Origin of the sequence: Flavobacterium rhizophilum (genome assembly GCF_046000485.1) — a bacterium.
Taxonomy (GTDB): domain Bacteria; phylum Bacteroidota; class Bacteroidia; order Flavobacteriales; family Flavobacteriaceae; genus Flavobacterium; species Flavobacterium rhizophilum.
This window is the reverse complement of sequence record NZ_JBELQB010000003.1, coordinates 269,257-282,406: the sequence shown is the minus strand read 5'-3', so window position 1 is coordinate 282,406 and position 13,150 is coordinate 269,257. Positions and strand designations below refer to the sequence as shown.

Here is a 13,150-nt window from a genome sequence, read left to right as displayed (position 1 = left end):
CCCGCTCGTGTTGCAATAAAAAACTAAATTAGGAAAATGCCATTATTAAAAAAACATAACATCTATTTGTTCAAAAATAAAAAAGGACTAATTGAAGTTGATTCTAACAACAATCGAGATCTTGCAATTTTTATTGAGTTACTTGCTAAGTACAAACCTGAGCTGGAAGATTTTTTAAGTACGCTAAACAATGCTTTGGACAATAAGTTTAATTTAATAGAAGAATGGGAATGGCTTCAGGAATTAGGCTTCCAAATTTATACAGGCATTATAAAACAGGATATGACTTTTGATGTGTTTATGGAAGATTATTACGACCTACTGGAGACCTATCCGTTAATAGATATAAAAGAGATTGTTGAAGAGGTATTAAACCTTATGGAGAAGTAAATTACATTACGTATCGGAATGACAACACGTTATGTCATTTCGATATGAAGCGAAGCGCAATGAGACACGAGGCTGAAAAGCCGACTGATGGAATAAATCCCCCTCTAATGAAAGAGATGTCTCCACAAGGTCGACATGGAAACGACAGTACAGTCAAGCTCCGGCATAAAACGCCGTGGCGTAAGCAAATTACAAACGAGGCGTTAATAAGTATCCGGTGTTTAAGGCGACAGCCGAGTTCGGATGGTTTAGCCGAGTGCCGAAATTTGTAGCCTAAGGGGTTAGAGCCTTGAATTTTTCGTTCTTTTGTTTCAAGACAAAAGGATAAAACACAATTTGAGATTTCTCACTTCATTACATTACGTATCTAAATGACAGCACGTTGTGGCATTTCGATATGAAGCTGAAAGATGTCTCCTGTAGTCAGCATGATATACCATTGCGGAAAAATAAAAAAGGCTCCCCAACTTCCAGGGAGCCTTTATGGTATTTTTAATATGGCTTATGACAAAAGCTTTCTGTTTACAGGCAGCCAGTACAGCACCACAAATAAGAGTCCGAAGAACAAGCCGGTCCCTACAGAGATAAGCGTAAATATGATATCAAAGTTTTGGAATATTGATATAGTAGTATATATCGTTATTATGATACTCAACCCGGCAGCTACGGTGTAAATATAAAGTCCTTTTAATTTTTTTTGTAACATAAATATAGCCCCTGTTAATTTACTTACCGATATAATTGCAGAAGCAATAAATACAGGCATAAGCGGATATCCTAAATCAATATTATGTGACAAACGCGGAGAGGTTATCAAGTTCATTAATGAAGTTATGAGATTAAAACCCATACTCAATATAGTTAGTATGCACAATACTTTTAGAAACACATCGCTTTGTTTTGGCTTTATTTCAAATTGCTCAAAACCTTCTTTTTGTTCAGTATTACATACATAACAAAAAGTGGCATCTTCGGCAAGCATGTTGCCACAACTTAGACATGGTTTCATGGTGTGATTATTTTTAAAAATTTAGGAGGGTAAAAATAACCATTCCAAAATTATCACAACAATTTATAAAACAATATTTAGTTTTTGTACTTAGGCTTTTATTTTGTGCTTTTTAGCTCCTGTAAAACCATAGTAAAATATAATAAATAGTATTGCATAGTTAAAGTAGCGCTCCAGTAATGGTTGCTGTACATTATAAACAATACTGTAAATGTTATACGTAAATTTTAAAAGTACTAATACAAGGGTAGTAATAGCCATTTGTTTTTTCATAGCTATAAAAATACTCATTAAGGAAATGCTTTAAGCCTAATTACTACCGCCGTTTTGTTCACATTCCATCATACATAAATTAAGGTCTGCCGGGATAATTATATTCATCATAAAATCATGATCTCTAACAGCCATATCTCTATATTCCTGACTTCCTAAAACATCGGCAAGTATTAAATCCTGCCTGTAACCTTCTATCTCCACATCTATATTATAAGTACAGGCATCCATACAGGCCTCTTCACATGCACTTTGAATATCCGGCTCCGGAGTAACAATTTCAAGTTCAGGATTTATTATATATGAATAAATCAAGTCATTATTAGCAGCAGTACGCAATAAATTAAACAGGCGCTGGTTACTTTGCCTTACAACAGTACTTTTACTCACAAAATCATTATACATATATTCAAACTGATTTACACTTGCATAATTAGTTTTCGAAATATTACTGCTTATCCATTGCATCCACTCGGCCTTAGTTAAAAAACTTACGCCCTTATTATATCCAATTTTAGTGTTAAACGCCCTAACAGAAGTTTTCATATCTATATAGGGTTGCGATTGCATCATATCAGCATAAAGTCTCTTTGCAACAGCTATACTGTCTGAAGACATGCTTTTCAGCTGAAATGAGATAGATTCAGGCTGCTGATTATCTGTTGCATTATCAATATCTGACGAACAGGAAAAATAAAAGAATGTCGAAACACAAAAAATAAAGGGTAAGGCTAGTTTTTTCATAAGGATAGTTTCTAAAATTAATTTAACAATTTTAGATATAAAAAAACATGTTTATGTTAAATAAAACATAAAATATATAACAAAAATTACATATTCAACGTACCATATACCTTTTTAATACCTGCATCAATAAACACCATTTGGTTAAGGGATCCTGCTATTTTTATTATTCTTAGTTTTTTATATGCGTTTTCCTTTTTGAGGTTTTTAAGAAGCTCTTTAAGAGCTGTTAGCTCCTTTTTATTTTTTTCTATAGTTTCTCTTATTTTATATACACTTACAATTTGGCTAATCTCTATATCGGTTGGATTAACACTTATCTCATTTTTTTTGAGATCGGCTTTCGTAAGAATGCCATTAGCTAACAATAGCTGTTCACACAGTTTTTGTTCCATACAGTTGAGGGATTGAGGTAAACTTATTATTCTTTTGAGTTTAATACGGTACTATAAAATTACACCTTTTAAAGTTATTAAGCTATACCTAAAATCCTCATTATCCTTATTTTAGTATATTTTAAAGAAATGCAGTGCTTTTTAACAATATAAATCAAAATCATCTCATGGTATTGACTCTTGGCTACTATAGTTTGTATAGGTTCAAATCCGGTATGTCTCGTCTTTTTATCATTATTTTTCAGTTGGGTAAATACAAGGTTTGCTTTACAAATTACTGTAATGAACCAAAAAACAATGTTTGAAAAACGTAATTTATTGTTTGAATCTTGCAAGTTTACCCGTTTACCCTTATCTAAATTTACATGGCTTTAAGGCAGGCATCAGTAAATTAAAAGGAAAGCTTATTGGCTTTTGATTCACTGATACTTATCTTAAATATTAGCAAAATATTAAAACCTGTTCAACAGGTTTTACCTTCAAAAATAACTAACTTTAAAGATTACCAAAAAACAAATCTATTATGAGTGTAACAAACGTAAAGGCTTATGGCGCACAAGCCGCCGATGCCGACTTAAAACAACTTAATATTGACCGCAGGGAACCAACTACTAAAGATGTGGAAATTGACATTTTATACTGCGGTGTGTGCCACTCTGACCTGCATACTGCCCGTAACGACTGGGGCGGGTCTATGTATCCTGCCGTACCGGGACACGAAATTGTAGGCCGGGTAACCCGTGTAGGTAGTGAAGTAAGCAAGTTTAAAGTAGGCGACCTTGCAGCTGTAGGGTGTATGGTAGACTCCTGCGGTGAGTGCCCCAGCTGTAAACAGGACTTAGAGCAATACTGTGTACCCGGATTTACAGGTACTTACAATGGTAAAGACAAACATTTGGGCGGACATACCTTTGGCGGATATTCTGAAAAGGTAGTGGTAGATGAGCACTTTGTACTTAGAGTGCCTGAAAACCTTGACCTTGCAGGAACAGCCCCGTTACTATGTGCAGGTATCACAACATGGTCACCATTACGCCACTGGAACGTGGGACCAAACAGTAAAGTAGCAGTTGTAGGACTTGGCGGATTAGGCCACATGGCCATTAAGCTTGCCAATGCCCTTGGAGCTAATGTAACCCTGTTCTCAAGAACTCCGGGAAAAACTCAGGATGCGCTTGACCTTGGTGCACATGAGGTGGTTATCTCTACAGATGATGAGCAAATGAAAAGCGTAGCTGGTAAGTTTGATGTTATTATCGATACTGTGCCTTATGTACACGACCTTAACCCATATGTAGGTACACTTGCCATTAACGGCACTCTTGTAGTTGTAGGTTACCTTGGCGGACTGGAGCCGTTACTTAATACCGTACCTATGATTTTAGGCAGGAAAGCAGTAGCCGGATCGGTTATTGGTGGTATTGCCGAAACTCAGGAGATGCTTGATTTTTGTGGTAAACACAACATCACATCGGAAATTGAGGTGATCAAAATGCAGGAAATAAACGAAGCGTATGAGCGTATGATAAAAAGCGATGTACGTTACCGTTTTGTAATTGATATGGCTTCACTAAAAGCCTAATTGTATTACCATATAAACACAACAAAAATCCCCGCACAGGCGGGGATTTTTTTATCCTCAAGAGCTTCTGATTGTGGTTCCGAAGGTCGTATCTATATTAATTGTTGGATTTTCTCACGGTATATAATCCGCCGGCAAGCAAAAGTATTGCTCCCCCTAAATATATAAAGCCCTGCATTTGCCCCGATTCGTTTGAGGCATCAATTTCAATTCCTAAAAAGTTGATTGCTTTAGTACTGTCGGCTACTTTATTTACACCAATATACCCCACTCCCAAGCTTATCACAATCAGTATAATACCTATTACTTTTGATACATTCATAATCTTTTGGTTTTAATGTTTCTCTAATTTAACAAGAATATTTTGCATGAATGAATCCTGACTTGTAATTAGCTTTTTTTTAGTACATAACCTTAAAATATTACACTAATTTTAAGAAAACCATACTGCTATTGCGATTAAGATACAACGAAGCAATCTCAATAATTATATAGATTACCACACTCCATTTCATTGCTCTCGTAATGACAACTTTAATCTTTAAAAGCTACGTCCAGAGAAGGGGAATTAAAAACTTAAAACCTCTATCTGGTCAATACTTCATCAATCATCCCGAAGGCTTTGGCTTCTTCGGATGTCATCCAGTAATCGCGTTCGGCACTTTTATTAATGGTATCAAAGTCTTTACCGCTATGGCGGGCAATTATACTGTACAGGTCTTGCTGCACTTTTAATACCTGACGTACACTTATATCCATATCGGCAGCCGTACCCTGTGCCCCACCCGATGTTTGGTGTATCATGACCCTTGCATGTTGTAATGCCGATCGTTTACCTTCAGCTCCCGCGCATAACAGTACCGACCCCATTGAGAGTGCAACTCCGGTACATATAGTAGCTACATCGGGCGTTATGTACTGCATAGTGTCATAAATACCAAAGCCCGCATATACCGATCCGCCCGGGGAGTTGATATATAACTGTATGTCTTTTTTTGCATCGAGCGACTGTAAAAAGAGTAGCTGTGCCTGTATAATGTTTGCATTACGCTCTTCCACCTGTTCCCCTAAAAAAATAATCCTGTCCATCATTAGCCTTGAAAAAACATCAAGCTGGGTAATATTAAGCTGGCGTTCTTCCATAATGTAGGGCGTTAGCGCCGTTGGATCGGCATAGCGTTGTGTATTACTCATGTATTTATCTACATGCAGGCTGTTTATCCTATGGTGTTTTACCGCGTAATTGCGAAATTCTTTTGCGTTCATAACTGTTCGTTTTTTGATTTGATTAAAGCATAACTATCCTGCCACCGCTATAGCACAGGGTGTTACTGATTGTGATTGTATTTTAAATTTGATTACCTAAAAAAACTAAACACCTTTTCCTTAAAGGAAACATATTTACGGGCAGTAAACACATGGTGGGCTACCTGTTCTACTTCGGATTTAAGCTGTTGCCTGCCATACTGCTGTACTATGGCACGGGTAGTTTTTTGCCAGTGCAGGTTTTCTTTTAAATCGAGTTCGAGTAGCAGGCGTGCTTCAAACAGCACTTTCTCTTCACCACTGCATTCACCGTTGAGGTAGCTGTCGGTCTCAACCGTATTATTCCATGAAGTCTTCATACTGCAGCGATTTTTGTTTTACGGTTTCCTTTACCTTTTCAAGGCATTTGTGTTTTTGTACTGTAGCCGATCTACTTCCCGAAAAACCGAACCTTTGCGCCAGTCTTTCAGCATCCAGTTTCTCATAATAAAAAGCCGATAGCAAATCCATACACTTTTTACCGGTTGTACTAAGCAGGCGCATCAGTTTTGGTGTGGCAGCCTCGGTATAATCAGCATCCGTATCGGTAAAAGGAATATCTCCGCTGTACATTTTGGTCACCTCATCAAAACGTTTACTCCACAAATGTTTTGAGATCCCCATTATATAAGCCTGTTCATTATTAGGCACTTCCCTCCCGTTTTGAATGTGCTCCATATAAATAACAAGGGCATCATGGAAAACATCTTTAGCCTCATCAAGAGTTCCTCCCCTTTTTGATACATAACGTGCCACGGCAGGGAATGCTTTTATATATAAAGCTTCCAGTAATTCTGCACGGGGTATTGTTGGATTATTTATAGCCATACTACATGGTGTTTATATATATGTGCCAAAAGTAAGGCAGATATCACCATAAAATTACTCTATTTCTAAAACAACTACCGAAAAAGGAGGAAGTTTTACAGTTAATTCCTCTGCTTTAAGCTTCATAGTATTAAATGTTTCCGGTTTAATAATTTCGGGATTTGCAAAAGTATTATGGTCATTCATATCTTTTGAGGTAAGTATCCTTCCAGATACTTTTTTATATTTTTTGTTGGTTGATATAACAATGGTTTGCGAAACCTTATTATCTACATTTACTAAAGATATATGAGTTTTACCGTTTTTTACCGATGCTGATGCAGTAACCGCAGGTATACTGTCTCCTTTATAAGTAAAATTAGCAGAATTTACTTCCAGAGGTACAAGCGTTGCATCCTGATGAACCTTATACATTTCCATTACATGATAAGTAGGTGTTAGCAGCATCTTTTCGCCATCAGTTAAAATAACAGCCTGAAGCACATTTACAGCCTGTGCAAGATTTGCCATTTTTACCCGTTCGGCATGGTTATTAAAAATATTAAGATTCATCCCGGCGATAATAGCATCACGCATTGTGTTTTGCTGGTAAAGTACTCCTTTATTGTCAGCCGGATCAGTATCATACCATGCCCCCCATTCATCTACTACAAGTGCTATTTCTTTTTTTGGATCATATTTATCCATTATTTCAGAGTGCTTTTCAATTTGCTCATTCATAAACCATGATGCCTTCATGGTATTAAAATATTCCTCATCGGTAAAATTCGTTGCCTTCCCTTTGTTACTCCAGTCTACTACAGTATAATAATGTAATGCAAGCCCTTTAACTAAATTTTTCGGGATTTTTTTCATTAATGTTTCTGTCCAGTTATAGTCGTCTCCACTGGCTCCCGAAGCAATCCTGTAAAGTTCCTTACCATTCCAGTTTGACATAAAAGTGGCGTACTTCCTGTACACATCGGCATAGTAATCAGCCGTCATATTGCCTCCACAGCCCCAAGCCTCGTTGCCTACTCCCCAAAACTGAACATTCCATGGTTTATCACGACCGTTATCCCGACGCATATTACTCATTGGGCTTGTACCTTTAAAATTTACATACTGCACCCAATCGGCTAATTCCTGAACCTCGCCGCTTCCCACATTCCCTGCTAAATAAGGCTCAGCCCCCAGCACTTCACATAAATTTAAAAAATCGTGTGTGCCAAAGCTGTTATCTTCGGTAACACCACCCCACCACATATTTACTATTTCAGGACGTTCTGTTTTTGGACCCACGCCATCTTTCCAATGATATGTATCTGCAAAACACCCTCCGGGCCAACGCAAATTAGGAATATTAAGTTTTTTTAAGGCTGCTATAATATCATTACGCACGCCATTTGTATTGGGAATTTTAGTGTTTGATTCCCCAACATATATACCGTCATATATACATCGCCCTAAATGTTCGGCAAAATGTCCATAAATGTGACGGCTTATTATAACAGTATCATTTTGTGAGGCAAAACGTATGGTGTTTTGTGCCCATCCTGTTATTCCGTAAAATAAAAGCAGATAAAAAAAGTAACGTTTTTTCATAAATTACAAATTTGTTATAAATCTATTTGCAATATAGTCATTTTGACAATATCTGTCTATTTGTAATTTTTATTCTTTAAATTTTACATATTTCTATATTGTTTAATGCCTTCTAAAACATATATATCACCCCATTATCACAGCTTGTTTTATTAAATAAGTTAAAACCACAGCCTGATATTTCTTAGTACATTTTAGCACTTAGGCTCCTTCGAAAGGCAATAGATAATAATAGATAGATGGTAATGTGATAGAGAGCACAAATGCATTGACAATATAAAATGAAACTAAATCTTTTAAAAAGCAGTTCATACTATTTTATATTCAGTTACAGTTATAACTATACACCAACTTTGCAATACCATGATAATAAACCGATTCACATCATTACTCTTAATTATTTGGCTCGCCTTTATGAGTTGTGGTAAACAGAAAGAACAACCACAAGTGAACTATGAAATAGCCATAGCCGACACTACCAAAACAACACTACCTGTAAACAATATGGTTTTTGATACAACAGCCAAAACCATTCATGTTTATGTGGCATTGTGTGACAATAAATATCAGGGTATAGTACCTGTACCAAAAGCTATAGGTAACGGTCAGGATCCCGATAATAACCTGTACTGGGGATGTGGATATGGTGTAAGGACGTTTTTTAAAAAGAGTACCGAATGGAAACTCCTTAAGAAAGAGAAAAAAGACACTCTAATCATGGAGCGCCTGGTATTTAAACACACCTCTAAAAACTACTACCTGATAGCCGATGCCTATAATGGTAAATACATAAAACAGTGTACCAAAGATTTTTTAAACAGTAGCGCAGGCAAACTTAAAGATACTCTCAATGTAAACGGAACAACACTGGGCATTGCAGGAAACTCAAAACTTATTACCTACACAGGTCATGACGGACTAATGGATTTTAACCTGTATGACGATTATATCAATACCGATGGCAAAAAACGTGATGTGATTATACTGGCCTGTTACAGTAAAAGTTATTTTGGTAAACATTTAAAAAAAGCCAATGTAAATCCCTTAGTATGGACAACAGGACTTATGTGCCCGGAAACCTATACCCTGCATGATGCCATTACAGGTTATATAAAGGGCGAAGACAACACACAAATACAACAGCGCGCAGCAGCAGCTTACAGCAAGTACCAAAAGTGTAGTGTAAAAGCTGCAAAAAATTTACTCGCTACGGATTGGTAGTAATTTTAAAAATCAATATGCTTTACAAACGACATTTGGAAATTGATTCCGGTGAGGTTTAGGTCGCTTTCCCCGTCCGGATACAGTGTTTTGTTATTAACAAGAATCGTAGCAGCAAGAGCCCAGTCGTTTTTATGATACACACCAGACCACCTTCCTAAAGCTGTTGGGTAGGCCTCCAGTTTCCAGTTCTTAAGTTCATCGGGGTCGTTACCCACATTGGCCCCCACTGTTAATATACCCGTAAGCAACCATTTTTCGTTAATAACCCAGGTATAGGCATAGCCCGCATTTGCACCAAACTGAAGATTATCCAAATGAGCAGGGTCGTTTTCCCAAAGTTCGCCCCCCGGATTAATCCTGAAAAGGTAAGCACCACCGCCAAGTATAAAACTCCCTGCCGACTTCAGCTGTATTTCGCTTTGCTGAAAAGCTGCCTTAGTAGAGAACTTATCCCCTTTAAAAACATAGGCAAATTCGGCTCCGATATTTCTAACCGACATATCAGGGAACAGTTCAATATCACCGTCATTATCGCTATAAAATCCTTTGTATTTTTGGTAAAACAAATCCAGTACAAAGTATCTGCTATATTGGTGTAGCTGTATATCTACAGCTTTGGTATCTCCCTGCCTTTTATCGGCAAGCGGTGCAAGTCCAAAATTGTAGCTTAGGTTAATTACGGTATTCTTTATCGCTATACCCGCCCCTACCTTTAAAGGATTATTAGGCATGTATTCCTTCTCCTCCGTACTCAGCTGAATACTGTTTTGTGTTAAAAAACCTGTAAGCATTACATTATGTGGATATTCTGCAACGTAAGTAGTATCGGCTTTTGACTGACCAAAAACCAGATTAGTAAACAAAAACAAAGGGATAATAGCGAAGTATCGCAACATGACTGATAGTGATTTATGTAAAGTCTTTCTGATAAACGGAACAAATATAGGCTTAGTATTTCCAAAATGAGATTAACTTGCGTTTAAGAGTATAAAATTTTAGGGTTAAAAAAATGCAGAAATTTTAATATGCACGCATATTAAAAACAGATAATGCAAAACCAAATGTGGCTTTTAGTGTGTTTAAAATTAAAAAAAAGCAGCAATAAAGCCACCTACTTACATAGTTATCAAAAGGTTACTTATTAAACTTAGCATAATCTCAAAAAAATTGCTTTTTATCATATATTTTCATAATTTGCATTAAGCAATTTTTAACAATACACATGAACACTATCACCCGTTTATTCGATTTTCCTTATCACCAGTTGGAAAAGTATAATTTACCCGATGCGCTTGTAACAAAATACGGCGACCAGTGGGTAAAAACATCAACACAGGAATATGTAGATAAAGCCAATGCTTTTTCCCGAGGGCTGCTAAGGATGGGAATAAAAAAAGACGACAAGATAGCTGTTATCTCCTCTAACAACAGGACCGAATGGCATATTGCCGATATAGGCATACTGCAAACCGGTGCTCAAAACGTACCTATTTACCCTACCATTAGTGAAGAAGACCAGGAGTATATATTAAATCACTCGGGAGCTACACACTGTATTGTTTCAGATCAGGAACTGTATGATAAGGTAATGTCCATTAAAGACAAAACCCAACTAAAAGAGATTTATTCCTTTAACGACATACCGGGATGCAAAAGCTGGAACGAAATACTGGAACTTGGTAAGGACGACAGTAACCAACAGGAGGTTGAGGATATTAAAAACACCATTACCGAAAACGACCTTGCCACTATAATTTACACATCGGGGACTACAGGAAGACCTAAAGGTGTAATGCTTTCGCATAAAAACATTGTATCTGATGTTTTGATGAGTGCCGAAAGGGTTCCGTTTGAGGCAGGTAAATACAGGGGGCTTAGCTTCCTCCCTATTTGCCATATTTATGAACGAATGATACTTTACCTTTACCAATACTATGGCGTGAGTACTTACTTTGCCGAATCTATTGAAAAGGTAAGCGATAATATTAAAGAGGCTACACCCGATGTTATTACGGCTGTACCAAGACTACTTGAAAAAGTATATGATAAAATTATTGCCAAAGGCAGTGAGCTTACAGGTATTAAACGCAAACTGTTCTTTTGGGCAGTTGAGGTTGGCCTTGAGTACGAACCCTATGGTGCAAACGGTGCATGGTATGACTTTAAACTGGCTATTGCCCGTAAACTGATTTTCAGTAAATGGAAAGCAGGTCTTGGCGGAAGACTTGGACTTATGGTAAGCGGTAGTGCTGCCATACAACCAAGACTGGCACGTGTGTTTGCTGCAGCCGAAATCCCTGTAATGGAGGGTTACGGACTTACGGAAACTTCTCCTGTTATTGCTGTGAACGACCAGCGTAATGGTGGTTTCAGAATCGGTACTGTAGGTAAACCATTAAACGGACTCGAAGTTAAGATTGCCGAAGACGGTGAAATTCTTTGTAAAGGTCCTAACGTAATGATGGGATATTACAAAGATGAGGAAAAAACCAATGAGGTTATGACCGACGGATATTTCCACACCGGGGATATTGGAGAGATTGACAAGGACGGTTTCCTTAAAATTACCGACAGGAAGAAAGAGATGTTCAAAACATCGGGAGGTAAATATGTTGCCCCTCAGCTTATAGAAAATGCCATGAAACAGTCGCGCTTTATTGAGCAGATTATGGTTATAGGCGAAGGTGAAAAAATGCCTGCAGCGTTTATACAGCCCGACTTTGAATTTGTAAAAGAATGGGCTTCACGCAAGGGTATTAAAGTTAGCTCTAACGAGGATATTGCCAACAGTAAGGAAATACACGACAGGATACAGGAAGAAGTAAGTGACATCAATAAGAAATTCGGACACTGGGAACAGGTAAAACGATTTGAAATTACTCCGGAATTATGGTCGGTAGACGGTGGGGAAATGACCCCTACCCTTAAACTGAAGCGTAAAGCCATTAAAGAAAAATACCAGAAACTGTATGACAAGATATACCGCACCGAAGGTGACAGGTAAAACACACTCCCCAAACCGGGGAGTTTTTTTGTATAAAAAGACTATGAAAAAACTACTCTATATATTACTACTCCTACCCTTTGCTACAATGGCACAGGAGGTGCCTACGGTTAACGGTTACAAAACCTACCTTGATAATAAACAGGTAGATATTACCCATTATTTTATAGAGCCGGCTAATGTGGCTAACGTTCGTACAGATAAAACCAACAAAGAAGTACATATTACCCGCAAAGAACAAAGCGAACTGGTATGCCTTGCAGATATTTTAAAAGAGATTGAAAAAGACGGAGCAACTGCCGTTATTGTTGTAAACGACAATCTTATTGAAAAGCCTGAAACCTACTATCTTGAAAATAATGCTATAGCCGCCGTGAATATCAATAAAACAGTCGAGGTTGCCCGCATTACTATTATAACAAAAAATGCTAGCAAAAATTAATTTCAAACTAGTTACACTACTCCTAATACTATTTACACTGGTAAGTTGCGGGAGTTCAGTAAAAAGCAGGAATGAAGCCCAAAAGGAGTTTGAAGCAAAACTAGCATCACTTAACAGTTTTCTAAACGGACAGCCCGACACCAGCCTGAGAATAATAGGAACCATAAGCTTTTTTGAAAAAGTTACAGGTATAATGTCGGAATCAGATGGTAGTGATATAGGTAAATTCAACCCTACAAAACAGGATTATTTAAACTGGCAACAATGGTATAAGGTAAACAAAACCAAACTTTATATAGATACTCATACCGGAAAAATTGAACTAAAACAATAGCAAACTCTTACTTCTCCATTCAAGATTATTTAAACC

At 37.3% G+C, this 13,150-nt stretch carries 16 protein-coding genes; 6 read left to right on the top strand and 10 right to left on the bottom strand.

The genetic code is table 11. The features are described 5' to 3' along the window. The first annotated feature begins 36 nt into the window (after window positions 1-36). The gene (locus tag ABS768_RS05355) at window positions 37-390 is read left to right on the top strand and encodes a hypothetical protein (RefSeq protein WP_408073944.1); all 354 of its coding nucleotides are present in this window, start codon (window positions 37-39) and stop codon (window positions 388-390) included. A 502-nt stretch (window positions 391-892) separates the two neighbouring features. Here ABS768_RS05355 and ABS768_RS05350 read toward each other — a convergent pair. From ABS768_RS05350 to ABS768_RS05335, 4 genes are all read right to left on the bottom strand, one after another. Next, on the bottom strand, window positions 893-1,399 hold the full coding sequence (locus tag ABS768_RS05350) for a hypothetical protein (RefSeq protein WP_408073943.1): 507 nt from the start codon (window positions 1,397-1,399) through the stop codon (window positions 893-895). A gap of 90 nt (window positions 1,400-1,489) precedes the next feature. After that, window positions 1,490-1,690, bottom strand: coding sequence for a hypothetical protein (locus ABS768_RS05345; RefSeq protein ID WP_408073942.1), 201 nt, complete (start codon window positions 1,688-1,690; stop codon window positions 1,490-1,492). A gap of 18 nt (window positions 1,691-1,708) precedes the next feature. Further along, window positions 1,709-2,416 (bottom strand): hypothetical protein, encoded by a 708-nt coding sequence (locus tag ABS768_RS05340; protein WP_408073941.1) that lies wholly within the window; start codon window positions 2,414-2,416, stop codon window positions 1,709-1,711. An 86-nt stretch (window positions 2,417-2,502) separates the two neighbouring features. Beyond that, a complete protein-coding gene (locus tag ABS768_RS05335) occupies window positions 2,503-2,811 on the bottom strand; it encodes a hypothetical protein (RefSeq protein WP_408073940.1) in 309 nt (102 codons plus the stop codon). Between the two features lie 523 nt (window positions 2,812-3,334). On the opposite strand from ABS768_RS05335, the gene ABS768_RS05330 reads away from it, so the two are divergent. Further along, complete coding sequence (locus tag ABS768_RS05330; protein WP_408073939.1) at window positions 3,335-4,393, top strand: NAD(P)-dependent alcohol dehydrogenase; 1,059 nt, start codon at window positions 3,335-3,337, stop codon at window positions 4,391-4,393. Between the two features lie 97 nt (window positions 4,394-4,490). On the opposite strand, the gene ABS768_RS05325 is transcribed toward ABS768_RS05330, so the two are convergent. The 5 genes from ABS768_RS05325 to ABS768_RS05305 form a co-directional block, all read right to left on the bottom strand. Continuing rightward, window positions 4,491-4,715 (bottom strand): hypothetical protein, encoded by a 225-nt coding sequence (locus tag ABS768_RS05325; RefSeq protein WP_408073938.1) that lies wholly within the window; start codon window positions 4,713-4,715, stop codon window positions 4,491-4,493. 263 nt (window positions 4,716-4,978) lie between these two features. Beyond that, window positions 4,979-5,659 (bottom strand): ATP-dependent Clp protease proteolytic subunit, encoded by a 681-nt coding sequence (locus tag ABS768_RS05320; RefSeq protein WP_408073937.1) that lies wholly within the window; start codon window positions 5,657-5,659, stop codon window positions 4,979-4,981. 92 nt (window positions 5,660-5,751) lie between these two features. Then, entirely contained in the window at window positions 5,752-6,018 is a 267-nt protein-coding gene (locus ABS768_RS05315; protein WP_408073936.1) for a hypothetical protein, read from the bottom strand. Further along, window positions 5,999-6,526 carry an RNA polymerase sigma factor gene (locus tag ABS768_RS05310; RefSeq protein WP_408073935.1) on the bottom strand — a complete coding sequence of 176 codons (528 nt, stop codon included), beginning with the start codon at window positions 6,524-6,526 and terminating at the stop codon, window positions 5,999-6,001. Before ABS768_RS05310 ends, ABS768_RS05315 begins: the two co-directional genes overlap by 20 nt. 54 nt (window positions 6,527-6,580) lie before the next feature. After that, window positions 6,581-8,110, bottom strand: coding sequence for an alpha-N-arabinofuranosidase (locus ABS768_RS05305; RefSeq protein ID WP_408073934.1), 1,530 nt, complete (start codon window positions 8,108-8,110; stop codon window positions 6,581-6,583). Window positions 8,111-8,473: 363 nt separating this feature from the next. On the opposite strand from ABS768_RS05305, the gene ABS768_RS05300 reads away from it, so the two are divergent. Beyond that, window positions 8,474-9,331: a hypothetical protein gene (locus ABS768_RS05300; RefSeq protein WP_408073933.1), complete on the top strand. Its 858-nt coding sequence runs from the start codon at window positions 8,474-8,476 to the stop codon at window positions 9,329-9,331. A gap of 5 nt (window positions 9,332-9,336) precedes the next feature. Here ABS768_RS05300 and ABS768_RS05295 read toward each other — a convergent pair whose 3' ends face one another. Then, entirely contained in the window at window positions 9,337-10,230 is an 894-nt protein-coding gene (locus tag ABS768_RS05295) for a DUF4421 family protein (RefSeq protein ID WP_408073932.1), read from the bottom strand. A 326-nt stretch (window positions 10,231-10,556) separates the two neighbouring features. Here ABS768_RS05295 and ABS768_RS05290 point away from each other — a divergent pair, with 326 nt between their 5' ends. Genes ABS768_RS05290 through ABS768_RS05280 form a run of 3 tightly spaced genes read left to right on the top strand, consistent with a single transcriptional unit; the run spans window position 10,557 to window position 13,114 of the window. Beyond that, window positions 10,557-12,338 carry an AMP-dependent synthetase/ligase gene (locus ABS768_RS05290; RefSeq protein WP_408073931.1) on the top strand — a complete coding sequence of 594 codons (1,782 nt, stop codon included), beginning with the start codon at window positions 10,557-10,559 and terminating at the stop codon, window positions 12,336-12,338. 43 nt (window positions 12,339-12,381) lie between these two features. Next, entirely contained in the window at window positions 12,382-12,780 is a 399-nt protein-coding gene (locus ABS768_RS05285) for a hypothetical protein (protein ID WP_408073930.1), read from the top strand. After that, window positions 12,764-13,114 carry a hypothetical protein gene (locus ABS768_RS05280; RefSeq protein ID WP_408073929.1) on the top strand — a complete coding sequence of 117 codons (351 nt, stop codon included), beginning with the start codon at window positions 12,764-12,766 and terminating at the stop codon, window positions 13,112-13,114. The genes ABS768_RS05285 and ABS768_RS05280 overlap by 17 nt, the downstream gene beginning before the upstream one ends. Window positions 13,115-13,150 lie beyond the last annotated feature (36 nt).